The following is a 21,544-nucleotide window of genomic DNA, read 5'->3' as shown; positions in this document are numbered from 1 at the left end:
ACCGGCGGGCGCCTCACGGAGTACAAGCCACGGATCAGGCGGTTTTGTTCCGGTTCTGCTCCTCACGGATCATCTCGTGGGTGATGACCTCCGGCTCGGCCCGCTTGGCCACGGCCTCGGCGGTGACGAGCACGGCGGCGATGTCCTCGCGGCTGGGCAGCTCGAACATCACCGGCTGCAGGACGTCCTCGAGGATGGCGCGCAGCCCGCGGGCACCGGTGCCGCGCTGGATCGCCAGCTCGGCGACGGCCTCCAGCGCGTCCGGGTCGAAGGTCAGCTCGACGCCGTCGAGCTGGAACATCTTCCGGTACTGCTTCACCAGGGCATTGCGCGGCTCGGTGAGGATCCGGGTGAGGTCGGCGACGGTGAGCTCCCGCAGGGTGGTGACCACGGGCAGCCGGCCGATGAGCTCGGGGATCAGGCCGAACTTCAGCAGGTCCTCGGGCATGACGTCGGCCATCAGGTCCCGCCGCGGGCCGCTCTCCCGCAGCGCGGCGCCGAAGCCGATGCTGGTGTGCCCGGCGCGGGAGTCCACGATGTCCTCCAGGCCGGCGAAGGCGCCGGCCACGATGAACAGCACGTTCGTGGTGTCGATCTGGATGAACTCCTGCTGGGGGTGCTTGCGCCCGCCCTGCGGCGGCACCGAGGCCACGGTGCCCTCGAGGATCTTCAGCAGTGCCTGCTGCACGCCCTCCCCGGAGACGTCGCGGGTGATGGAGGGGTTCTCGGACTTGCGGGAGATCTTGTCGATCTCGTCGATGTAGATGATGCCCGTCTCGGCCCGCTTGACGTCGTAGTCCGCGGCCTGGATGAGCTTGAGGAGGATGTTCTCCACGTCCTCGCCCACGTAGCCCGCCTCGGTGAGGGACGTGGCGTCGGCGACGGCGAAGGGGACGTCGAGCCGGCGGGCCAGCGACTGCGCCAGGTAGGTCTTGCCGGAGCCGGTGGGCCCGACGAGCAGGATGTTGGACTTGGCGATCTCCACGTCCTCGTCACCGGCCGCGGTGGCCAGGGACAGGGGCTTGCCGTTCTCCCCGGCCCGGACCCGCTTGTAGTGGTTGTACACCGCCACGGACAGCGCCCGCTTGGCCGTCTCCTGCCCGATGACGTACTGGTGCAGGTGCTGGTAGATCTCGTGGGGCGTGGGCAGCTCCTGCTGCTCGAGGTCCTTGACCTCGCTCAGCTCCTCCTCGATGATCTCGTTGCACAGCTCGATGCACTCGTCGCAGATGTAGACGCGTGGGCCCGCGATGAGCTTGCGGACCTGCTTCTGGCTCTTGCCGCAGAAGGAGCACTTGAGCAGATCCGCGGTCTCGCCGATGCGCGCCATGAATGAGTCCTCTGGTCGGGTACGGAAATCCTCGTCCAGGATAGGCGAGGACCGGGGCCCGCCCCAACACCGGGACGCCCCGGTGCGCCGCGCCGGGAGGGTCGCGGCGCACCGGGGCTCCGGCGGGACGGGTGCCGCGCGTCAGACGGTGACGGTGGCGGGCTTGTGGATCTTGCGGGACTCCAGGACGTGGTCCACGATCCCGTACTCCTTGGCGGCGGCCGCGGTGAGGATCTTGTCGCGCTCGATGTCGCGGTTGACCTCCTCGGCGCTCTTGCCGGAGTGCAGGGCCAGGGTCTCCTCGAGCCACTCGCGCATGCGCATGATCTCGTTGGCCTGGATCTCGATGTCGGAGGCCTGCCCGCCGCCCTGACCGGACATGGCCGGCTGGTGGATGAGCACGCGGGCGTTGGGCAGCGCCAGGCGCTTGCCCGGGGTGCCGCCGGCCAGCAGCACGGCGGCCGCGGAGGCCGCCTGCCCGAGGCACACGGTCTGGATCTCCGGGCGGATGAACTGCATGGTGTCGTAGATCGCGGTCATCGCGGTGAACGACCCGCCCGGGGAGTTGATGTACATGGTGATGTCCCGGTCGGCGTCCTGGGCCTCGAGCACCAGCAGCTGGGCCATCACGTCGTCGGCCGAGGCGTCGTCGACCTGCACGCCCAGGAAGATGATCCGGTCCTCGAAGAGCTTGGTGTAGGGGTTCTGCCGGCGGTACCCGTAGGGGGTGCGCTCCTCGAAGTCGGGGAGCACGTAGCGGCTGGTGGGCAGGGCGGCCGCGGAACCGGCCGTGGACGAAGGTCCGTAGGTGTAGGTCATCGTTGAGATCCTCGAGAGTCTGGGGTGCTTGCCGGGTCGTGGGGGCGGGACCGCCGAGGTCCTAGTCCTGGTCCTTCATGGTCCCGCCGCCGCCGGTCATGGTCCCGGCCGAGCTGGCGATGCGGTCGAAGAAGCCGTAGTCCAGGGCCCGCTGGGCGTCGAACCAGTTGTCCCGGTCGTTGTCGCGGAGGATGGTCTCCAGGCTCTGGCCGGTCTGCTCGGCGGTGAGCTCCGCCAGGCGCTGCTTCATCGACAGGATGAGCTCGGCCTGCACCCGGATGTCCGAGGCGGTGCCGCCCATGCCGCCGGAGGGCTGGTGCATCAGGATCCGGGCGTTGGGGGTCGCGTAGCGCTTGCCCTTGGTGCCGGAGGAGAGCAGGAACTGTCCCATCGAGGCCGCCAGGCCGGTGGCCACGGTCACGACGTCGTTCGGGATGAGCTGCATGGTGTCGTAGATCGCCATGCCCGCGGTGACGGAACCGCCCGGGGAGTTGATGTACAGGAAGATGTCGGCCTGCGGGTCCTCGGCCGAGAGCAGCAGCATCTGGGAGCAGATGAGGTTCGCGTTGTCGTCGCGCACCTCGGAGCCCAGCCAGATGATGCGCTCCTTGAGCAGCCGGTTGTAGACGTAGTCGTCCTGGCCGCCCATGGGGGCGCCGCCCTGCAGGCGCGGGGCGGTGGAGGTGGCGTGGGTCGAGCCGAACGGCGACTCGTGAGCGGAGGTCATGAAACAGTGCCTCTTTCGTCCGTGTGGTCCGGTGATCTCTGAACAGAACACTAGTGCCCGGCCCGCGCCGGAACCGGTCCGCGCCGGGGTTGTTCGCTGATGGCGCATGGTCGCCGTCGGCGGGCCCGGCGACGGCGAAGGCGCCGCCGTTCCGGGGAACGACGGCGCCTCCGGCGCGGGGTTCAGGACCTCACTTGGCCGAGTCCGCGGAGTCCGCCGAATCGGCCGACTCCGGGGACTCGGGCGAGTCCGCCGACTCCTCGTCGGTGCCGGGGGTCGGGGCGGCGGTGGTCTCCTCGGGGGCGACCTCCTCGGTCTGCTCCTCGGCGCCCTGCTCCTCGCCCTGCGGGCGGACGAACTCGGAGAGGTCCACCGCGTTGCCCTCGGTGTCGGTGACCGTGGCGTACTCCAGGACCTTGGCCAGGGCCTTGCGGCGGCGGACCTCGCCGACCATCAGCCCGGCCTGGCCGGAGGAGTCCAGCAGCTGCGCGAACTGGTTCGGGTCCATGCCGTACTGCTGGGACATGTTGATGATGTAGTCGATCAGCTCGGACTGCTCGACGCCGATCTCCTCGGCCTCGGCGACCGCGTCCAGCACGATCTCGTTGCGGAAGGCGTCCTCGGCGTTCTTCCGGACCTCGTCCCGGTGCTCCGGGGAGTCGTGGTCGGCCTCGGCCTGCGGGTTGTCGAAGTGCTGGGCGATCTGCTCGTCGATCACGGCCTGCGGCACGGGGATCTCGACCAGCGAGAGCAGCTTCTCCAGGACCTTGTCGCGGGCCTCGACGCCCTGCTCGACGACGGTGCCCTCGGCGGCCTGCTTCTTCAGGTCCTCCTTGAGCTCCTCGATGGTGTCGAACTCGGAGGCCAGCTGCGCGAACTCGTCGTCGGCCTCGGGCAGCTCGCGCTCCTTCACGGCGGTGACCTTGACCTTGACGGTCGCGTCCTCGCCGCTGTGCTCGCCGCCGGCGAGCTTCGTCTCGAAGGTGGCGTCCTCCCCCGCGGACAGGCCGGTGATGGCCTCGTCCATGCCGTCGAGCATGGTGCCGGCGCCCACCTGGTAGGACAGGTCGTTGGCGGCGTCGACCTCCTCGCCGTCGACCAGGGCCTGCAGGTCGAGGGTGACGAAGTCGCCCTCGGCGGCCGGGCGGTCCACGGTCTTGAGGGTGCCGAAGCGCCCGCGCAGCTCGTCGAGGGCCTTCTGCTCGTCCTCGGCGGAGGCCTCGCGGGCGTCCACCTCCACCTCGAGGCCCTTGTAGTCGGGCAGCTCGATCTCGGGGCGCACGGCGACGTCGATCTCGACCTTGGTGTCGGCCTCACGGTTCGTCTCGTCCGGCTTGGCGACGACCTCGACCTGCGGCTGGGTCAGGGGGGTGATCCCGTTCTCGGTCAGGGCCTGCTGGAAGAAGGTGTTCAGCCCCTCGTTGAGCGCGTTCTCGACGACGAAGTCGAAGCCTACGCGCTGCTCGATCAGCCGCGCCGGGACCTTGCCGCGGCGGAAGCCGGGGACCTGGATCTGGTTCCCGAGCGACTTGTAGGTCTCGTCGATGAACGGCTTCAGTTCCGCGAACGGGACGTCCACGACGATCTTGACCTGGGTCGGGTTGAGTTTCTCGACGGCGCTCTTCACTTCCGCTGCACTCCTGAGTGGTAGGTCGGGTGGGTGTTCTGGGGCCGTGCTCCGGCCCGGGACAGTCGGAGAGGCGGCTGCCCGATGGGCCGGGCAGCCGCTCCAACGTCGGGGCGACAGGACTCGAACCTGCGATCTCCTGCTCCCAAAGCAGCGCGCTAGCCACTACGCTACGCCCCGGTACCTGCAGCCTCGGCTGCAACGACTGCGGTCCGGTGCACGGGCACGGACCACCGGCGAGTCTACCGGCTGGGCGGACGGGCCCGCACCTCGGCCCGCCGCGGCCGCTCCGCGGGGTCCTCCCCGGGCCGGCCCCGGCACGGGGAGGGCGGCCGGTGATTTGACACCGCACGCGCCGGGCCTGTTAATGGAAAAGGCCCGCCACGAGCGGCGCCGGGGATGTAGCTCAATGGTAGAGCCTCAGTCTTCCAAACTGATTACGCGGGTTCGATTCCCGTCATCCCCTCCCCGCACGTTCCTGTGCCCGAACGCCCCGGTCCGCTCGGACCGGGGCGTTCGTCGTCGGCGCGACGCCGGCACCCCGCGCCGGCCCGCTCGCCGGGCCGGGCGCGGCCGGGTCAGCGGACCAGGCCGACCACCCGCCAGAGCCGACCGCGGTGGGCGTGGACGGGGCGCAGCCCGTGGGCGCGCAGCACCTCCAGCATCGCCTCGGGCGGGTGCAGGTAGTTGCGGAACGAGCGGCCGGTGAGCCGGTAGAACGCGTTGACCAGGGCGAGGGACGCCCGGATCCCCGGGGTGTCGGGCGGGAAGCTGAGCACCAGCAGCCGCTGCGCGTGGTCGGCCGCGGCCGCCAGCAGCCGCTCGTGGTCGGGATAGCAGCACACCACCCGGTGCAGCACGACGACGTCGTGGGCCGCCACCGCTCCCGGGTCCACCGCGATGTCCAGCTGTCGGCGCACCGTGCGCCCATCGACCCCGGCCGCCGCGGCCAGCGCGGCCGCCTCGGTCTCGTAGGAGTCCACCAGCTCGAGGTTGGTCGTGCGGGCCGCGCCGCGGCGCAGCAGCTCCAGCTGCACCTCGCCCACCCCGCCGCCGATCTCGAGCACGGACGCCCCGTCCACGCCCTGGGCGGTGAGGAGGTCCAGCAGCCGGCGGGTGGTCCGGTCCGGGCCGCGCAGCCGGTACCGGGCGGCGAGCCCGCGGGCCACCCGGGGCCCGAAGACGCTCGCGTAGTTCGCGGGGCCGCAGCAGCCGGACATGGCACCAGGATATCCCCGGCCGAGCCCGCGGCCCACGGCCGGGGGCCCCAGGACCGGCGGCCCGAGACCGGCAGCCCAGGGGCAGGCGGCTCAGGCCTGGCAGGCGGGGCACCAGTAGAGGCCGCGGCCGGCCAGCTCCCCGGTCGCCACGGGGGTCCCGCACCGCCGGCAGGGCTGCCCGGCGCGCCGGTAGACGTAGTGGGCGTGCTCGGGCCGGGCCGCGGTCTCGTCCACCCCGGGACGGTCGGCGGGGTCCGTGGTGACGATCCGGCCCAGCCGGGCGCCGACGCGCATCAGGGCGACGTTCTCCGCCCACAGCCGCCGCACGGTCCGCTCGTCCAGCGACCGGCCGGGCCGCAGCGGGTCCACCCCGCACCGGAACAGCGACTCCGCCCGGAAGATGTTGCCCACCCCGGCCAGCACGGCCTGGTCCATGAGCAGCACTCCGACCGGCCGGCGGCTGCTCCGCACGGCGGCCACGAACGGCTCCGGGTCGGCGCCGGGGTCCAGCGGGTCCGGACCCAGCCGGGCCAGGGCGGCCTCGGCCTCCGCGAGGCTCTCGAGCACGCACAGCGTGGGCCCGCGCAGGTCGGCCCAGCCCTCGTCGCCGACCAGGCGCACCCGCACCGCGCCCACCGGCGCGGGCGGACGCAGCCGGCCGGTGGGGGCAGCGGCGTCGTCGCCGGCCTCCCGCTCGCCGATCCGCCGCGGCGCCCCGATGGAGGAGGCCCCGCGGAACCTCTCGGTGCCGCCGAAGCTCCACGCCCCGTACAGGCCCAGGTGGGAGCGCAGCACCCGGTCCCCGGCGAAGTCGAGGAACAGCTGCTTGCCGTGGGCGCGGGCGCCCTCCAGGACGGCGCCGTCGAGGGCCGCGGCCCCCTCCGCGAACCGACCCTGCGGGGAGCTGACGGCCAGGGACTGGCCCACGAAGCAGTCGGCGAACTGGCGGGCCAGCCGGTGGACCGAGTGGCCCTCCGGCACTCAGGCCTCCCGGGCGGCGGGGAACTCCCGCGGGCGCAGCTCCTCGAGCCGGCCCGCCACGGTCCCGGTGGCCTCGTACTCGGCGACCTGGCCGATCCGCCGCGCGTGGCGCTCCTCGCCGGAGAAGGGCTCCGCGAGGAACGCCTTGACGATCTCCAGCGCCTCCTCCCGGGGGTGCTGGCGCCCGCCGACGGCCACGACCTGGGCGTCGTTGTGCTGGCGGGCCAGCCGGGCGGTGTCCAGGTTCCAGGCGAGGGCGGCACGGATCCCGCGGACCTTGTTGGCGGCGATCTGCTCGCCGTTGCCGGACCCGCCCAGGACGATGCCCAGGGAGGCCAGGCCCGCCTCCCGGTCCTCGCGCACGGCGCGCGCGGCGCTGATGCAGAAGGCGGGGTAGTCGTCGAGGGCGTCGTACTCGGCGGGGCCGTGGTCGACGAGGTCGTAGCCGGCGGCGACGAGCTCCTCGACCAGGTAGCGGGAGAGGTCCAGGCCGGCGTGGTCGGTGGCGATGTGGACGCGCATGGGCGGCGTGCTCCTGGGGTTCGCGGGAACGGGGCGGGATCGTGGCGGGATCCGCGGGCGCGGACGGGCCGCCCACCAGCGTAGTGGCTGGCGCGCGGGGCCGGGCCCGGGACGTCCTCCGGCGGGGAGGGTGACCCGGCTGACATAATGGACGGAATCCCTGCGGCCCACCGGCCGTGGGCGCCCCCTGCCCCCGACGAGAGGACGGCACCGAAGTGCCCGGAACCAACCTGACCCGCCAGGAGGCGGCCACGCGGGCCGAGACCGTCGCCGTGGACGCCTACGACGTGGTCCTGGACCTCACCCGCGGCGAGCGCCTCTTCCGCTCGACGACCACCGTTCGCTTCCGGGCCGTCCCGGGCGCCTCGACGTTCATCGACGCGATCACCGACACGGTGCACTCCGTGGTGCTCAACGGGAGGGAGCTGGATCCCGCGGAGGTCTCCGACGGGGCGCGGATCCAGCTGCCGGGCCTGCAGGACGAGAACGTGCTGACGGTGGAGGCGGATTGCCGGTACATGAACACCGGGGAGGGACTGCACCGGTTCGTGGACCCGGTCGACGACGAGGTCTACCTCTACACCCAGTTCGAGGTGGCGGACACCCGCCGGATGTTCGCCGTGTTCGAGCAGCCGGACCTCAAGGCGCGCTTCGCGTTCACCGTCACGGCCCCCGCGCACTGGACCGTGGTCTCCACCCAGCCCACCCCGAAGCCCGTGCCGGCCGGTCCCGGCGCGGCCACGTGGTCCTTCTCCCCCACGCCCGTGGTGCCCTGCTACGTCACGGCTCTCATCGCCGGCCCCTACGCCTCCGTGCACGACGAGCTGGTCAGCGCCGACGGGCGCACGGTGCCGCTGGGGCTGTACGCCCGGCGCTCGCTCATGGAGCACGTCGAGGCGGAGGAGATGTTCGGCATCACCAAGCGCGGCTTCGAGTTCTTCGAGGCGCAGTTCGGGATGCCCTACCCCTTCGAGAAGTACGACCAGCTCTTCGTCCCGCAGTTCAACGCCGGGGCCATGGAGAACGCCGGGGCGGTGACCTTCGTGGAGCTCTACGTCTTCCGCTCCCGGCCCACGCAGGCGCGCGTGGAGCGGCGGGCGATCACGATCCTGCACGAGCTGGCGCACATGTGGTTCGGGGACTTCGTGACCATGCGCTGGTGGAACGACCTGTGGCTCAACGAGTCCTTCGCCGAGTTCATGTCCACCCTCGCCGCGGCGGAGCACACCCGCTACACGGACGCGTGGACGACCTTCGCGGCCGGGGAGAAGTCCTGGGGCTACGAGCAGGACCAGCTGCCCACCACGCACCCCATCAAGGCCGAGATCCGGGACCTCGAGGACGTGCTGGTCAACTTCGACGGCATCACCTATGCCAAGGGCGCCTCGGTGCTCAAGCAGCTCGTCGCGTGGGTCGGCCAGGAGCAGTTCATGGCCGGGCTGAACCGGTACTTCCGGGAGCACGCGTGGGGCAACACCGAGCTGCGGGACCTCATGGTCCGGCTCGAGGAGGCCAGCGGCCGGGACCTGGAGCAGTGGTCCGCCAAGTGGCTCGAGACCGCCGGGGTGAACACCCTGACCCCGGTGCTCGAGACCGACCAGGACGGGGTGATCCGCTCCTTCCGGATCGAGCAGACCGCCCCCGAGGAGCACCCGACCCTCCGCCCGCACCGGCTGGCCATCGGGTTCTACGACCACGACGGCGAGCAGGGCAAGCTCGTGCGCACCCACCGGGTGGAGCTCGACGTCGACGGGCCCGTCACCGAGGTGGCCGAGCTGGTCGGCCGGGAGCTGCCGGACCTGGTGCTGCTCAACGACGACGACCTCGCCTACGCGAAGATCCGCCTCGACGAGTGCTCCCTGGACACCGCGCTCACGCACCTGAAGAACTTCGAGCAGACCCTGCCCCGGGCCCTCGTCCAGGCCTCCGTGTGGGACGGCGTGCACGACGGCGAGACCCCCGCCCGCCGATACGTGGAGCTCGTGCTGGGCAACATCGCCCACGAGACCGACTCCACCGGCATCCAGGTCCAGCTGCGCCGGCTGGAGACGGTGCTGGAGGGCTACGTGGCCGAACCGGTGCGCGAGGCCGTGCAGCAGGACGCCGCCGACCGGCTGTGGCGGCTCACCGAGGAGGCCGGGGCCGGGTCCGACCAGCAGCTGCAGTTCCTCAGGGCCTTCGCCCGGCACGCCCGAACGGCCGAGCAGCTCGACGTGCTCGAGCAGCTGCTCGACGGGAGCCGGTCCCTGGCGGGCCTGGCGATGGACACCGACCTGCGCTGGGCCGTGCTCACCGCCCTGTGCGCCGGAGGACGCCTCGGGGACGAGGCGGTGGACGCGATGCTCGCCGAGGACAACACCGAGAACGGCGCCATCGCCGCGGCCCGCGCCCGCGCCGCGGTCCCCACGGCCGAGGCCAAGGCGCGGGCCTGGGAGCAGATCATGGTGGAGGGCTCGCTGCCCAACTCCATCCAGGAGGCGGCGATCGACGGGTTCCGCACGGCCGCCGACCCGTCCCTGCTCGAGCCCTGGGCCGAGCGGTACTTCGCGGCGATGCCCGAGCTGTGGCGCACCCGCACCCACGAGCTCGCCCAGCAGATCGCCGTGGGGATGTACCCGAACATCCCCGCCCAGCGGACCGTCGACGCCACGGACGCGTTCCTGGCCGGGCTGCCCGAGGACCTGCACGGGCTGCGCCGGCTCGTGCTCGAGCAGCGCGACGCCACCGCCCGCGCGGTGCGCGGCCAGGCCGTGGACGCCCGGTACGAGGTGGCGCGGGCATGAGCGACGAGCAGAGGGCGCCCGGGCCCGTTCCTGAGTCCCCCGGTGAGCCCGGGGGCGCCCCGCGCACGGACCCCGCGGCCGCGGCCCCGCCCGGGTCCCGGTCCTTCTCGGTGGGGGCGCCGCTGTCCCAGCTGCGCCGGCCCGTGCCGCAGGTCGGCGACGAGCGGCAGGAGGCCGAGGCGGGCACGTCGGCGTCGTTCTACGAGCAGGTCGGCGGGCACGAGACGTTCGTGAAGCTCGTGCACGAGTTCTACGCCCGGGTGGCCGAGGACGAGCGGTTCCGGGCGCTGTACCCGGAGGACGACCTCGGCCCCGCCGAGGAGCGGCTGCGGATGTTCCTCGAGCAGTACTGGGGCGGGCCCACCACCTACTCCGAGCAGCGCGGGCACCCGCGGCTGCGGATGCGGCACATGCCGTTCCCCGTGGACGTGTGGGCCCGGGAGACCTGGCTGAAGCACATGCGCGCGGCCCTGGACACCCTGGAGCTCTCGCCGCTGCACGACGGGATCATCTGGGACTACTTCGACCGCGCCGCCCACGCCATGATCAACCGTCCCGGCTGAGCCCGGGTCCGCGGCGGCGGGCTCAGCGCTTGGTGAGCACGTGGCCGCCCGGGGTGCTCAGGCGCACCCAGCGGCCGTTCTCGGCCACGGCGACCTCCGCGCCGGGGCGGAGGAAGCCCAGCGAGTACGCCGCGAACGCCGCGCCGTCCGGCACCGCGGCGCCGCCCAGACGCCCGGCGAGGGCCTCGGCCCATCCCGACGAGCGGCTCCAGACCTGCGAGCGCACGGTGTCCACGACGGCGGCTCCGGCGTCCGTGGGCACCGTGCGGGCGACCTCGGCGATCCCCGCCCGGGCCGTCTCGCGCAGGGCGTCGCCGGCCACCGCGCCCACCGGCGTCCACCCGCTCAGCGGCGGGGCGATGCCGGCCCAGGAGACGGCCGCGTCCATCGGCGGCAGCCCCACCTCGGCCTGCTCCTGGCCCTGCCGGGACATCCGGTCGAGCACCCCGCCCAGCGGGACCGTGACGTCCAGGTCGTGCTCGCGGGCCAGCGCGGCGGTGCGCAGCCCCAGCACCGTGGGCGTGCGGTCCAGCAGGCCGTGGGGCTCCAGCACGCACACGTACGCGCCCACGGCGCGCCCGCGCGCCTGGAAGCGCACCGCGCCCTGCGGGTCCACCCCGCGGGCGCGGGTCAGGAAGGTCCGCAGGTCCGCGACGTCGCGCGGGTCGGTCAGCGGCAGAGAACGGCTCATCGGGCTCGGGCCTCGGCGGGAGCGGGCCGGCGGGCGAACCGGGTGGGGGCGTCCACCCACTGCTCGAGCAGCTCCCGCTGCGTACCGTCCAGGCGGACGGGCCGCCCGGTGCGCCGGTCGATCTGCACGACCGCGGTCTGCGCCACGGCGTAGACCCGCGAGCCGTCCTCCTCCTGCACCGCGTAGTCCAGCACGAAGCTGGACCCGCCCACGGAGGAGACCCACACCCGCACGAACACCGGTTCGGGCCGGTACAGCAGCTGCTCCGTGTACTCGATCTCCTGGCGCCCGATCACGGTCTGCCGCTCCCCCAGCAGGGAGCGGAACGACGCCCCCTCCGGGATCCCCGCCGCGGCGTCCTCGGGAAGCGCGCGGGACATGAGCCGGACCCGGGCGTCCTCCAGGTACTGCAGCATGGTGACGTTGTTGACGTGGCCGTAGCTGTCGATGTCGCCGAAGCGCATCTGGATGGGGATCAGCAGGGAAGACATGCTCCCCATCCCATCACACCCGGCCACCACCGCGAGAGCGCCACGACAGCGCGCCGCGGCCCGGGCGGGCGGCGGGAAGGACCGGGGCCTTGGCTAGAGTGAAGCCCATGACCTACAGCCCCATCCCGGACCCCACGCAGGCGCTGCTCGACATGCTGGACCTCGCCGACGGCGGCGGCGCCCGCACCCTCGAGGACATCTACGTGGGCCACTCCATCTCCCCCGCCCGCGGCCGGGTCTACGGCGGGCAGGTCCTGGCCCAAGCCGCCACCGCCGCGATGCGCACGGTGGAGCCGGAGCGGATCATCCACTCCCTGCACGCGTACTTCCTGCGCGCCGGGGACGTGTCGCAGCCCATCACCTTCGGCGTGGAGCGGATCCGCGACGGCCGCTCGTTCTCCGCCCGCCGGGTGCACGCCTACCAGGACGGGCGCGCCATCCTCTCGGCCATCGCCTCCTTCCAGGTCCCCGCCCGAGGCCTGGACCACCAGGACGAGTCGCCGCGCAGCCTGCCCGACCCCGAGTCGCTGCCCAGCGCCGTCGAGCTGCTGGGCCACATCGACGCCCCGGAGGCGCAGGCGATCGCCCACGAACGGCCCTTCGACATGCGCTACATCACCGAGCCCATCTACTTCCAGCCCGACTCCCGCGGCGAGCCGTTCAACGCGGTGTGGATCAAGACGCTCAAGCCGCTGCCCGACGATCCGGACGTGCACCGCGCGGCCCTGGCCTACGCCAGCGACTACACCCTGCTCGAGCCGATCCTGCGGCTGCACGGGAAGACCTGGATCGAGCCGGGCATGAACCTCGCCTCCCTCGACCACGCCATGTGGTGGCACCGCGAGGCCCGCGCCGACGAGTGGCTGCTCTACGTGCAGTCCTCGCCCAACGCCTCCTCGGCGCGCGGGCTGGGCGTGGGACGGATGTTCACCCGGGACGGCCGGCTGGTGGCCACCACCGCCCAGGAGGGCATGATGCGCTTCCCGGAGTTCGCCTAGCTCCTCCGCCCCCGGTGCGACGCAGGGGCCCGTCCGGCCGGGAGGAAACTGTTCTTCCCGGCCGGACGGGCCCCTGCTGTGCGTCGGCCGGGGCCTCCCCCGGTCCGCGTAGAGTGCCGGTCAGTCGCGGGTCAGGCGGCGGTGGGTGACCCGGTGCGGCCGCGCGGCGTCGGCGCCCAGGCGCTCCACCTTGTTGGCCTCGTACGCCTCGAAGTTGCCCTCGAACCAGTACCAGTTGTCCGGCTCCTCCTCGGTGCCCTCCCACGCGAGGATGTGCGTGGCCACCCGGTCCAGGAACCACCGGTCGTGGGAGACGACCACGGCGCAGCCCGGGAACTCCAGCAGCGCGTTCTCCAGCGAGCCGAGGGTCTCGACGTCGAGGTCGTTGGTCGGCTCGTCGAGCAGCAGCAGGTTGCCGCCCTGCTTGAGGGTCAGGGCCAGGTTGAGCCGGTTCCGCTCGCCGCCGGAGAGCACTCCGGCCTTCTTCTGCTGGTCCGGGCCCTTGAACCCGAACGCCGAGACGTAGGCGCGCGAGGGCATCTCCACGTTGCCGACGTTGATGTAGTCCAGGCCGTCCGAGACGACCTCCCACAGCGACTTGCTGGCGTCGAGGTTCGCGCGGTTCTGGTCCACGTAGGAGATCTTCACCGAGTCGCCGATCTTCAGCTCGCCCCCGTCCAGCTCCTCGAGGCCCACGATGGTCTTGAACAGGGTCGACTTGCCGACGCCGTTGGGGCCGATGACGCCCACGATGCCGTTGCGCGGCAGGGAGAAGGACAGGTCCTTGATCAGGGAGCGGTCCCCGAAGCCCTTCTGCAGGTCCTTCGCCTCGATCACGAGGTTGCCCAGCCGCGGTCCCGGCGGGATCTGGATCTCCTCGAAGTCGAGCTTGCGGGTCTTCTCGGCCTCGGCGGCCATCTCCTCGTAGCGGGCCAGGCGGGCCTTGGACTTGGCCTGCCGCCCCTTGGCGTTGGAGCGGACCCACTCGAGCTCGTCGGCCAGGCGCTTGGCCTGCTTGGCGTCCTTCTTGCCCTGCACCTCCATGCGGGCGCGCTTGGTCTCGAGGTAGGCCGAGTAGTTGCCCTCGTAGCCGTAGAGGCGGCCGCGGTCGACCTCGCAGATCCACTCGGCCACGTGGTCCAGGAAGTACCGGTCGTGGGTCACGGCCATGACGGCGCCGTGGTAGTCCTTCAGGTGCTGCTCCAGCCACAGCACGGACTCGGCGTCGAGGTGGTTGGTGGGCTCGTCGAGCAGCAGCAGGTCCGGCTTCTGCAGCAGCAGTTTGCACAGGGCCACGCGGCGGCGCTCACCACCGGAGAGGACCTTGACGTCGGCGTCCGGCGGCGGGCAGCGCAGCGCGTCCATCGCCTGCTCCAGCTGGGAGTCGAGGTCCCAGGCGTTGGCGGTGTCGATGTCCTCCTGCAGCCGGCCCATCTCCTCCATCAGGGCGTCGAAGTCGGCGTCGGGCTGGGCCATCAGCTCGGAGATCTCGTTGAAGCGGTCGAGCTTGGCCTTGATCTCGCCGACGCCCTCCTCCACGTTGCCGAGGACGGTCTTCTCCTCGTTGAGCGGCGGCTCCTGCAGCAGGATGCCCACGGTGTAGCCGGGGCTGAGCCGGGCCTCGCCGTTGGAGGGCTGGTCGAGGCCGGCCATGATCTTGAGGATGGTGGACTTGCCGGCGCCGTTGGGTCCCACGACGCCGATCTTCGCGCCGGGGTAGAAGGACATGGTGACGTCGTCGAGGATGACTTTGTCGCCCACGGTCTTGCGGGCCTTGGACATTGTGTAGATGAATTCCGCCATGCCCTCAAGGCTACCCCGCTCCGCCCCCGCCCACCGGCGGGGACGGAGCGGGAACGGCTGGGCCCCGCGCCTGCCCGGCCGGCTGCGGGCGGTGGCCGGCCGGGCGGCTCAGGCCGTCGCGGGCTGCCGGCGCGGGCGGCGGCCCGGTTCGCTTCCGGGACGGATCTCGCCGGTCTCCGGGTCGACGCCCTCGGGGGCCGGTGGGTCGACCTCGGCCGGGTCCCGGCTCTCCCCGGAAGCCCCCGCCGCCTCCCCCGGGGCCGGCTGCGCCGTGCTCTCCCCGTCCGGTCCGGTGGCCCCGTTGTGCTCCGCGGCCGGGGAGGAGGTGACGGTGCGCTGGAAGCAGGCGGTGCCCAGCGCCAGGTCGTGCCCGATGGAGACGGCGTCCACGTCCACGGCGGTGTTGCGCCCGTGCTCTCCCTCCCAGAACCGGACCTTCAGCTTGCCGACCACCACCACCGGCTGACCCTTCTTGATGCTCGCCAGCGCGTTGAGCCCCAGCGCGCGGAACGCCTGCACCGAGAACCAGTTGGTGTGACCGTCGCGCCAGGCCGAGCTCTGCTGGTCGAACCAGCGCGGCGTGGAGGCGAGGCGGAAGGTCACCACCACGGTGCCGTCGGGCAGGTTGCGGGACTCGGGGTCGGTGGCCACGTAGCCGCGGACGGTGATCTGCTCGGTCATCGGGAACTCCTCTGGACGGCGGCCGTTCGGCCGGGCTGGCCCCGGTGTGGGGGTGCACCCAGGGTCCTGCGCTCCCGGCCCGGGACGCCGCCCCGGAGGCCCGGTTGTGGAGGAGCGGGACCGCGGCCCCCGGGTGCGGGGACCGGTGCAGTGCGGACCGACCCGCGGCCGCCCGGGTTCCGGAGCCGCTGCCATGCGGACCGGTCCGCGGCCGTTCACGTTCGGGAACCGCTGCCATATGTGCCGACCTGAGGCGCCCAGGACCGGTCTCGTGCGGACCGGTCTCGTGCGGACCGGGCCGGTGGACGGTGGCGAGCAGACGGGCGGCGCGGCCTCAGTCCAGGTCGGCTGTGTCCCAGGTGATCACGCCGAGCGGGCGGTGCTGCCTCTCCTGCTCCTGGGCGCACGCCCAGCACCACGGCCCGTGGACGGGTGGCGCCCCGCACGGGCAGAGCCGGATCTGAGCCATAGTGCTCACCTCGATGAACGTCGCAGCGGCCGGTCGGGCGGTGGCCCGCCGGACGTCATCCTGCGCGGGTGCCCTCACCCCTACTACCGGTGCGCGAGCCCCTGTGGATGCGCCGGGGACGGGCCGTCACGGTCCGGGCCTCCCCCGGCGGCGGCCGCCGTCCGGGCAGGAGCCCGCACGGCCGTGGGCCCGGCCCGGGAGTTCCGGACGGAACGGCGGGTGCGGACCGAGGTCCCATGCCGGTGCCCGATCCGGGTGACCGCTCGCACGTGCAGTGCGGACGCCGGGACCGGGTCCGCGCTGCACGGCCCCGGCCCGGTCCCGGCGTGCCCTAGACGATGAGGCCCTGCCCGGTGATGATGCCCCCCGTGCGGGTGTCGAGCTGGACGCAGTGGCTGTCGATGACGCTGCGGATGATGGCCTCCAGGCGGTCGGGGGCGATGTCCTCGTCGACGTGCCGCGCGATGAAGTCCTTGGTGTCCTCCGCGGCCTCCTCGACGGTCTCGTAGTGGTGGTGGCGGGCCCCTCCGCCCACCCACTGCCGGATGATGGTGACGCTCATGGTTCCTCCCCTGGTCGGGTCCGCAGGCGTGGCCCTGGCCGCCCCGGGTCTCCCCTCCGGAGCAGCCACCCCGGCGAGCTGCCGCCGGAGTGAGCGAGGATCGTGCGCCCGGCTCGCCGCCCTGCCGAGGGCGGGACGAGATCGGGTGGGCCGCGTCTCGCGGAACACCTCTTAACTTATGCGAATGCACCGAGTCGGGCTGTCCCCACTTCCGCGCCGCACGCGGCGGACGGTGCCCGGGCCGCACGAACCGGCGCCGCGCGCAGCGGAGGCCGTCGCACGCCGGCAGCCAGACCCGGGGCCGCGCGTCGCCGCGGCCGTCGACCGCCGCGTCCGTCTACTGGGGGCTCGGCGACACCGACACCGGGACCCGCGGGTCGAGGAGTCTTTTGGCGCGCAGCGCCGGCTTCTCCACGAGCGTCCAGGACAGGAGGGCCAGGGGCAGCAGCAGGATCACGGTGAGCACGATGTTCGTGGTGACGCCCCACGCCGCGGTGCCGAGCATGACCAGCAGCTGCTGGACGGGATAGGCGTAGATGTAGACGCCGTAGGACAGGTCCGTGCGGGTCGTCCAGTTGCGGGAGGGCAGGGATCCGATGCCGAGGACCGCGACGGCGAGCGGGAACTGGCCGAACAGGTCCGCCCAGCCCTCGTTGGTCAGGACCAGGTACGCGACGACCGCGGCCGCCACGTGCCACGGGCGTGGTCTCCAGCGGTCGGACCAGGCCCAGACGGCCGCGCCGGCCAGGAAGTAGCCGGCGAGCCGGAGCCCGTTGAGGTAGTGGGTGGTGGTGACCTCCAGCGGGCCCTCGGCCAGCACGCGGAGGCCGATGACCGCCAGGGCCAGCGCGGGCAGGACCCACCGGGCTCGCCGGACGGCCACGGAGAGGCTGAGCACTGCGCCCAGGGCGAGATAGGCGACCGCTTCGCAGAAGAGGGTCCACAGGGAGCCGTTCCACGTCCCGTCGACGGGGGCCCCGGCGAGCGACCCGTCGATCTCCCACTGGGTGATCCTGAGCGCACTGTTCGACACCACGAAACCTGCGGCCGAGCGCAGGTCGAAGGCCTGGCCGCCCAGGCGGGCGCCCAACGGCGCGAAGATCGCCGCCACCACGAGGAGGCTGACGAGGAAGCCCGGATAGATCCGCAGGAGGCGCCGCCAGAGGTAGGGGACGAACTGCGTCCGCGTGCGGCTCTCTGCGATGAGATAACCGCTCACCAGGAAGAAGCCGTTGACGGCCACGTCCGAGAGGAACTCCAGGCCGTGCCCGGAGGCACCGGTGAGCGGCCACGCATGACCGAGGATGACCATGGCCGCGAACACGATGCGGACGGCGTTGAGAAGGTTGTGACGGCTGCTGAGCCGTTCCTTGAGTGTCATGAGCGGCAGGACTCTCTGCGAGGGACCTCACCCGACCCCACGGGTGAGGACCGTATTCTCACGTGCAAACTCCTGGAGCGCCATCACGACCGCGCTGCATGACGAGTCAGCCTCCGGGCTGCCGCGCTCATGCCTGACCTCCCGGCCGCGGCAGGCTGCGCCTCCGTCGCCACGACAGGGGTGCGACGGCCTGTCCGACGACGAGATGATCGGTCCGCTGATGTCGCTGGATGGGTGCGGATGCCTGTCCCTGCGCCGGCTCGTGGCGCGCCACAGTGCTGCACCTCCCAGTGGTGACCTCCCCGGCCTGCGTCCGCTCCCGGAACACCGGCAGCAGATCCTGCCCGATCGAGATCGTGGTCCCCCAGCACCCTCAACGCTCGGTGCCGTCCCCACCGCGCGAAGCCGGGGAGCCGCACGAAAGCGCCCCCGCCCGGGAGAGGGTGGGGGCGCTCCGCTGCGCGTGAGCGCATGGTGCAGCCGGACGCCGTCAGGGAACGGCGCAGCGCGGGCTGCCGCACCGGTGTGAGCCAGTGCCGAGAATAAACTACCAGACGGTAATGTGTCCTCGGGCACCCCTCGGCCGCATGACTCCACGGCCGAGGCACCCGGCGGCGGCGGGTCGAGGCGAAAGGCCGCGGCCTGTCCGGGGTACGCGGGACATCTCGGATAGCCTCAAAAGTATGATCAGTCCGGAACGCCTCGAGGACATCGCCCGCTTCCACGACCTGCTGCAGGCCGCCGTCGCCGAAGGGGCGGAGCCGCTGACCCAGTTCCAACGCCAGGTCTGGGTCGGCATGGTCGGCGAGCTCATCGACCACGCTCGCGAAACGCTCCCGCGCTGACGGACGGGCCGCGACGCCATCGTGCGCGTCCAGCACGCGAGCACGCCGGAAGAGAACGTCCAGGCCCGCTCGGGGCTGCACACGTGATCCTGCCTGAAGCCCACGAAGCGTGGGAGGCTCGCAGGAGGTGGTGGTGGCGACCGGCAGCGGACGCTCCGAGCGCTCACCAGGGGGCGGGTGCGGGGTGCTGGACGAGCTCGTTCCCCCGAGCGGGTCACGGCGATCCTGGTGGCACCCCGTGCCGGACATGGGGAAACCCCGTTCCGAGCGGCGCATCAGCCGGTCGGAACGGGGTTCTCGGCGGTCCGTTCGGTGTGCCCCAGGAGGGAGTCGAACCCCCGACCAAGAGATTAGAAGGCTCCTGCTCTATCCACTGAGCTACTGAGGCGGGCCGCCCGGGTCCGTGCCCTGGGCGCCGCGAACGAGTTTACCAATTCGCGGCGCCCCGCACGGCACCCTCAGATGACGGCGCTCCGCACCGGGGGTTCGGAGCGGCCGCGGAGCAGGCGTTTGGTGGCGGGGTCGAGGAACCACAGGTAGACCCCGTAGGACAGCGCCACCACCGCCGCGATCAGCCGGCCGGAGCTCAGGTCGAGGTCCAGGTACGGGAAGACGTCGAGCTGGTCCGAGACCGCGTAGATCATGAAGAAGGCGGTGAGGAAGAACAGGACGTCCACCTGCCAGTCGCTGCGGATGCCCGTGACCGCGAAGAGCGGGATGAGCCAGACCACGTACCAGGCCTGGATCATCGGGGAGAACAGCACGATGGCCGCGAACGCCCAGGCCAGCCGTCGGATGATCCGCTCGTCGCGGCCCGTGAACATCAGCCACAGGATGACCGGCACGGCCAGGGCCTGCCCGATCGAGTGGACCGTGCCGCGCCACTGCCCGGCGTCGGCCCCCACCGCGGCGGCCAGGGCCGACGCCAGCCCGCCCAGGAAGCCCACCGGGGCGTACCAGATGGACACCGAGCCGGGGGTGGACATCGCGGCGACCCAGCCGAAGCCGAACCCGTTGACCAGGCCCATCAGCCCCAACAGGGCCAGTGCCCACACGAGGGTGAGGAACCACACCACGAAGCGGCGCGTCCACGAGGCGTTCTTCCCGGCCCAGAGCAGGCCGATGAAGGGCAGGAAGACGAGCGTGATGGGTTTGACGGCCACGGAGAGGGTGACGAGCGCCGTGCCGGCCAGCCCGCCCTTCCAGTTCCGGTGCACCGCGGCCACGTAGGTGCCGGCCAGGGCCAGGGCGATCATGATCGCGTCGTTGTGCACCGAGACGATGAAGTTGGTCAGGAACAGGGGGTTGGCCACGCTGAGCCACAGGGCCCGGGCGGGGTTGATCCCGTGCAGCCGCGCCAGCCGCGGGATCAGCCACATGCAGGCGATCACGGCCAGCACGCACATCGCCCGGAACCACAGCACGGCCGCGTCCGGGTTCGCCCCGGTCACGGCCACCACGAGCTGCTCCAGCCACAGGAACAGGGGCCCGTAGGGAGGCGGGGACTCGGACCACATCTGGTCGGCGCCGAGCTGGAAGAAGTTGTCGATCGTGGAGACCCCGTGCTCGTAGGGATTGAGCCCGTTGGCCATCACCCGGCCCTGGCCGATGTAGGAGTACACGTCCCGGCTGAACAGGGGGATCGTCACCAGCATGGGCGCCGACCAGGCGGCGATGGCGATGAGCACCCACTGCCCGCTGCCGGGACCCCACCGGTTGAGCTTCTGGCCCAGCCGCAGCCACTCCCGGATCAGCAGCATCCCGCCCACCGCGAGCAGGAGGATCGACACGATCGCGCCCGCGGTGGTGAAGCGCATGGCGATGATGACCGGCATCTGGCGCAGCGGGGAGACCGAGGCGAGCCAGCCGACGCCGAGGGAGCCGACGAAGAGCATGAGCGAGCCGAGGGCGCCCATGAGCACGGTGCGCAGCAGGGAGCCGGAGACGAGGCGGGAGCCGTCGGGGCCCGCCAGCGGCTCGGCGCCCTCTCCCGGCGCCGGCGTCCTCGATGTGGTCTGCACTGCTCTCCCGATGCGCCCGTCCGGTGGCTGCGGGCGGCCGCGGCTGGGCGCAGCGCGGACCCGTGGTCGCCCCGATCCTATCGTCGCCGCCGGGGAGAGCACCCGGCAGGGCCGTGCGCGCGGGACACGGCGTCGGGGCCGCACGGTAGATTGTCGGGGTGGCTACTTCCAACGGACGCATTGTGTGGATCGACTGCGAGATGACGGGGCTGTCCCTCGAGGAGGACGCCCTCATCGAGGTCGCGGCCCTCGTGACCGACGACGAGCTCAACGTCCTCGGCGAGGGCGTCGACGTGGTGATCCGCCCCACCGACGAGGCCCTGGCGCAGATGGGCGACTTCGTGCGGAACATGCACACGGCGTCCAAGCTGCTCGACGAGCTGCCCTCCGGCCTGACGATGGAGCAGGCCCAGGAGCAGGTCCTCGCCTACATCCGGCAGTGGGTGCCCGAACCGGGCAAGGCCCCGCTGGGCGGCAACTCCGTGGGCACGGACCGCACCTTCCTGGTCCGGGACATGCCCCAGGTGGTGGAGCACCTGCACTACCGCGTGATCGACGTCTCCACCATCAAGGAGCTCTCCCGCCGCTGGTTCCCGCGCGCCTACTTCCAGGCGCCGCCGAAGACCGGCAACCACCGGGCGCTGGGCGACATCCGGGACTCGATCGACGAGCTGCGCTACTACCGCCGGGCCGTCTTCGCCCCCGAGCCGGGGCCCGACTCCGAGACCGCGCGGGCCATCGCCGCGGAGATCGCCGGGTCCCGCACCGGCGCCTGAGCGACCGGGACGTCGCCCGCCCCGGTGAGGCCGTGGCGGGCGTGGTCGGGTGCGGTCAGGGAATGCGGTACACTCGTATGCGTTGCCCAGCGGAAGCACGGTCTTCCGGCGGGCGTTCATGGTGGGCGTAGCTCAGTTCGGCAGAGCGCCTGGTTGTGGTCCAGGAGGTCGCGGGTTCAACCCCCGTCGCTCACCCGCTGTGAAAGGCCGTCCCGAGGACTCGGGACGGCCTTTCGTCGTTCCCGCCCCGGCCC

General features: G+C 72.2%; 19 protein-coding genes and 4 tRNA genes. 7 read left to right on the top strand and 16 right to left on the bottom strand.

Going from position 1 to position 21,544, the window contains the following annotated elements:
* Positions 1 to 34: 34 nt before the first annotated feature.
* From clpX to BJF77_RS06775, 5 genes are all read right to left on the bottom strand, one after another.
* Positions 35 to 1,330, bottom strand: coding sequence for an ATP-dependent Clp protease ATP-binding subunit ClpX (clpX, locus tag BJF77_RS06795; protein WP_047802259.1), 1,296 nt, complete (start codon positions 1,328 to 1,330; stop codon positions 35 to 37).
* Positions 1,331 to 1,471: 141 nt separating this feature from the next.
* Complete coding sequence (locus BJF77_RS06790) at positions 1,472 to 2,149, bottom strand: ATP-dependent Clp protease proteolytic subunit (protein WP_047804602.1); 678 nt, start codon at positions 2,147 to 2,149, stop codon at positions 1,472 to 1,474.
* Positions 2,150 to 2,210: 61 nt separating this feature from the next.
* Complete coding sequence (locus tag BJF77_RS06785; protein ID WP_047804601.1) at positions 2,211 to 2,876, bottom strand: ATP-dependent Clp protease proteolytic subunit; 666 nt, start codon at positions 2,874 to 2,876, stop codon at positions 2,211 to 2,213.
* A gap of 190 nt (positions 2,877 to 3,066) precedes the next feature.
* Positions 3,067 to 4,503, bottom strand: a complete 1,437-nt coding sequence (tig, locus tag BJF77_RS06780) for a trigger factor (protein WP_075871672.1) — start codon at positions 4,501 to 4,503, stop codon at positions 3,067 to 3,069.
* Between the two features lie 108 nt (positions 4,504 to 4,611).
* Positions 4,612 to 4,683, bottom strand: a tRNA-Pro gene (locus BJF77_RS06775).
* A gap of 215 nt (positions 4,684 to 4,898) precedes the next feature.
* Here BJF77_RS06775 and BJF77_RS06770 point away from each other — a divergent pair.
* A tRNA-Gly gene (locus BJF77_RS06770) sits at positions 4,899 to 4,969 on the top strand.
* A 112-nt stretch (positions 4,970 to 5,081) separates the two neighbouring features.
* Here BJF77_RS06770 and BJF77_RS06765 read toward each other — a convergent pair.
* The 3 genes from BJF77_RS06765 to BJF77_RS06755 all read right to left on the bottom strand — a co-directional run bounded on the left by BJF77_RS06765 (position 5,082) and on the right by BJF77_RS06755 (position 7,226).
* Positions 5,082 to 5,723 carry a hypothetical protein gene (locus BJF77_RS06765; protein WP_047804597.1) on the bottom strand — a complete coding sequence of 214 codons (642 nt, stop codon included), beginning with the start codon at positions 5,721 to 5,723 and terminating at the stop codon, positions 5,082 to 5,084.
* 90 nt (positions 5,724 to 5,813) lie between these two features.
* A complete protein-coding gene (locus BJF77_RS06760; protein ID WP_075871671.1) occupies positions 5,814 to 6,704 on the bottom strand; it encodes an Fpg/Nei family DNA glycosylase in 891 nt (296 codons plus the stop codon).
* Positions 6,705 to 7,226 carry a ribose-5-phosphate isomerase gene (locus BJF77_RS06755; RefSeq protein ID WP_075871670.1) on the bottom strand — a complete coding sequence of 174 codons (522 nt, stop codon included), beginning with the start codon at positions 7,224 to 7,226 and terminating at the stop codon, positions 6,705 to 6,707.
* A 215-nt stretch (positions 7,227 to 7,441) separates the two neighbouring features.
* Between BJF77_RS06755 and pepN the strand changes: the two genes are divergently transcribed.
* Both pepN and BJF77_RS06745 read left to right on the top strand, forming a co-directional pair.
* Positions 7,442 to 10,009: an aminopeptidase N gene (gene pepN, locus BJF77_RS06750; RefSeq protein ID WP_075871669.1), complete on the top strand. Its 2,568-nt coding sequence runs from the start codon at positions 7,442 to 7,444 to the stop codon at positions 10,007 to 10,009.
* Between the two features lie 143 nt (positions 10,010 to 10,152).
* Positions 10,153 to 10,572: a globin gene (locus tag BJF77_RS06745; protein WP_047804609.1), complete on the top strand. Its 420-nt coding sequence runs from the start codon at positions 10,153 to 10,155 to the stop codon at positions 10,570 to 10,572.
* A gap of 22 nt (positions 10,573 to 10,594) precedes the next feature.
* Here BJF77_RS06745 and BJF77_RS06740 read toward each other — a convergent pair whose 3' ends face one another.
* Together BJF77_RS06740 and BJF77_RS06735 are read right to left on the bottom strand one after the other, a co-directional pair.
* Complete coding sequence (locus tag BJF77_RS06740) at positions 10,595 to 11,263, bottom strand: hypothetical protein (protein ID WP_047804593.1); 669 nt, start codon at positions 11,261 to 11,263, stop codon at positions 10,595 to 10,597.
* Positions 11,260 to 11,754 carry a thioesterase family protein gene (locus tag BJF77_RS06735; RefSeq protein WP_047804608.1) on the bottom strand — a complete coding sequence of 165 codons (495 nt, stop codon included), beginning with the start codon at positions 11,752 to 11,754 and terminating at the stop codon, positions 11,260 to 11,262. The genes BJF77_RS06740 and BJF77_RS06735 overlap by 4 nt, the downstream gene beginning before the upstream one ends.
* A gap of 107 nt (positions 11,755 to 11,861) precedes the next feature.
* Here BJF77_RS06735 and BJF77_RS06730 point away from each other — a divergent pair, with 107 nt between their 5' ends.
* Positions 11,862 to 12,752 (top strand): acyl-CoA thioesterase II, encoded by an 891-nt coding sequence (locus tag BJF77_RS06730; RefSeq protein WP_047804592.1) that lies wholly within the window; start codon positions 11,862 to 11,864, stop codon positions 12,750 to 12,752.
* A gap of 120 nt (positions 12,753 to 12,872) precedes the next feature.
* On the opposite strand, the gene ettA is transcribed toward BJF77_RS06730, so the two are convergent.
* The 4 genes from ettA to BJF77_RS06705 form a co-directional block, all read right to left on the bottom strand.
* A complete protein-coding gene (gene ettA / locus BJF77_RS06725; RefSeq protein WP_047804591.1) occupies positions 12,873 to 14,555 on the bottom strand; it encodes an energy-dependent translational throttle protein EttA in 1,683 nt (560 codons plus the stop codon).
* A 108-nt stretch (positions 14,556 to 14,663) separates the two neighbouring features.
* Positions 14,664 to 15,236, bottom strand: a complete 573-nt coding sequence (locus tag BJF77_RS06720) for a single-stranded DNA-binding protein (RefSeq protein WP_075871668.1) — start codon at positions 15,234 to 15,236, stop codon at positions 14,664 to 14,666.
* An 800-nt stretch (positions 15,237 to 16,036) separates the two neighbouring features.
* A complete protein-coding gene (locus BJF77_RS06710) occupies positions 16,037 to 16,267 on the bottom strand; it encodes a hypothetical protein (protein ID WP_047804588.1) in 231 nt (76 codons plus the stop codon).
* A 337-nt stretch (positions 16,268 to 16,604) separates the two neighbouring features.
* Complete coding sequence (locus BJF77_RS06705; protein WP_075871667.1) at positions 16,605 to 17,648, bottom strand: acyltransferase; 1,044 nt, start codon at positions 17,646 to 17,648, stop codon at positions 16,605 to 16,607.
* Between the two features lie 683 nt (positions 17,649 to 18,331).
* Between BJF77_RS06705 and BJF77_RS20470 the strand changes: the two genes are divergently transcribed.
* Complete coding sequence (locus BJF77_RS20470) at positions 18,332 to 18,493, top strand: hypothetical protein (protein WP_158041197.1); 162 nt, start codon at positions 18,332 to 18,334, stop codon at positions 18,491 to 18,493.
* 315 nt (positions 18,494 to 18,808) lie between these two features.
* Here the strand turns inward: BJF77_RS20470 and BJF77_RS06700 are convergent.
* Together BJF77_RS06700 and mptB are read right to left on the bottom strand one after the other, a co-directional pair.
* A tRNA-Arg gene (locus BJF77_RS06700) sits at positions 18,809 to 18,881 on the bottom strand.
* Between the two features lie 70 nt (positions 18,882 to 18,951).
* Entirely contained in the window at positions 18,952 to 20,514 is a 1,563-nt protein-coding gene (gene mptB / locus BJF77_RS06695; RefSeq protein WP_255396165.1) for a polyprenol phosphomannose-dependent alpha 1,6 mannosyltransferase MptB, read from the bottom strand.
* 158 nt (positions 20,515 to 20,672) lie between these two features.
* Between mptB and orn the strand changes: the two genes are divergently transcribed.
* Together orn and BJF77_RS06685 are read left to right on the top strand one after the other, a co-directional pair.
* Entirely contained in the window at positions 20,673 to 21,290 is a 618-nt protein-coding gene (gene orn, locus BJF77_RS06690) for an oligoribonuclease (RefSeq protein ID WP_075871666.1), read from the top strand.
* Between the two features lie 121 nt (positions 21,291 to 21,411).
* Positions 21,412 to 21,485: transfer RNA gene (locus BJF77_RS06685), tRNA-His, on the top strand.
* The last annotated feature ends 59 nt before the right edge of the window (positions 21,486 to 21,544 follow it).

The sequence above is a fragment of the Kocuria sp. CNJ-770 genome, from assembly GCF_001942375.1.
Classification (GTDB): domain Bacteria; phylum Actinomycetota; class Actinomycetes; order Actinomycetales; family Micrococcaceae; genus Kocuria; species Kocuria oceani.
The sequence above is the reverse complement of the archived record's forward strand: the minus strand, read 5'-3'. Positions and strand labels throughout refer to the sequence as shown.

Coding starts and splice junctions, on each gene's coding strand:
- clpX (WP_047802259.1), bottom strand. CDS start 1,330: ATGGCGCGCATCGGCGAGACCGCGGATCTGCTCAAGTGCTCCTTCTGC.
- BJF77_RS06790 (WP_047804602.1), bottom strand. CDS start 2,149: ATGACCTACACCTACGGACCTTCGTCCACGGCCGGTTCCGCGGCCGCC.
- BJF77_RS06785 (WP_047804601.1), bottom strand. CDS start 2,876: ATGACCTCCGCTCACGAGTCGCCGTTCGGCTCGACCCACGCCACCTCC.
- BJF77_RS06765 (WP_047804597.1), bottom strand. CDS start 5,723: ATGTCCGGCTGCTGCGGCCCCGCGAACTACGCGAGCGTCTTCGGGCCC.
- BJF77_RS06755 (WP_075871670.1), bottom strand. CDS start 7,226: ATGCGCGTCCACATCGCCACCGACCACGCCGGCCTGGACCTCTCCCGC.
- BJF77_RS06740 (WP_047804593.1), bottom strand. CDS start 11,263: ATGAGCCGTTCTCTGCCGCTGACCGACCCGCGCGACGTCGCGGACCTG.
- BJF77_RS06735 (WP_047804608.1), bottom strand. CDS start 11,754: ATGTCTTCCCTGCTGATCCCCATCCAGATGCGCTTCGGCGACATCGAC.
- BJF77_RS06730 (WP_047804592.1), top strand. CDS start 11,862: ATGACCTACAGCCCCATCCCGGACCCCACGCAGGCGCTGCTCGACATG.
- ettA (WP_047804591.1), bottom strand. CDS start 14,555: ATGGCGGAATTCATCTACACAATGTCCAAGGCCCGCAAGACCGTGGGC.
- BJF77_RS06720 (WP_075871668.1), bottom strand. CDS start 15,236: ATGACCGAGCAGATCACCGTCCGCGGCTACGTGGCCACCGACCCCGAG.
- BJF77_RS06710 (WP_047804588.1), bottom strand. CDS start 16,267: ATGAGCGTCACCATCATCCGGCAGTGGGTGGGCGGAGGGGCCCGCCAC.
- BJF77_RS06705 (WP_075871667.1), bottom strand. CDS start 17,648: ATGACACTCAAGGAACGGCTCAGCAGCCGTCACAACCTTCTCAACGCC.
- BJF77_RS20470 (WP_158041197.1), top strand. CDS start 18,332: ATGATCAGTCCGGAACGCCTCGAGGACATCGCCCGCTTCCACGACCTG.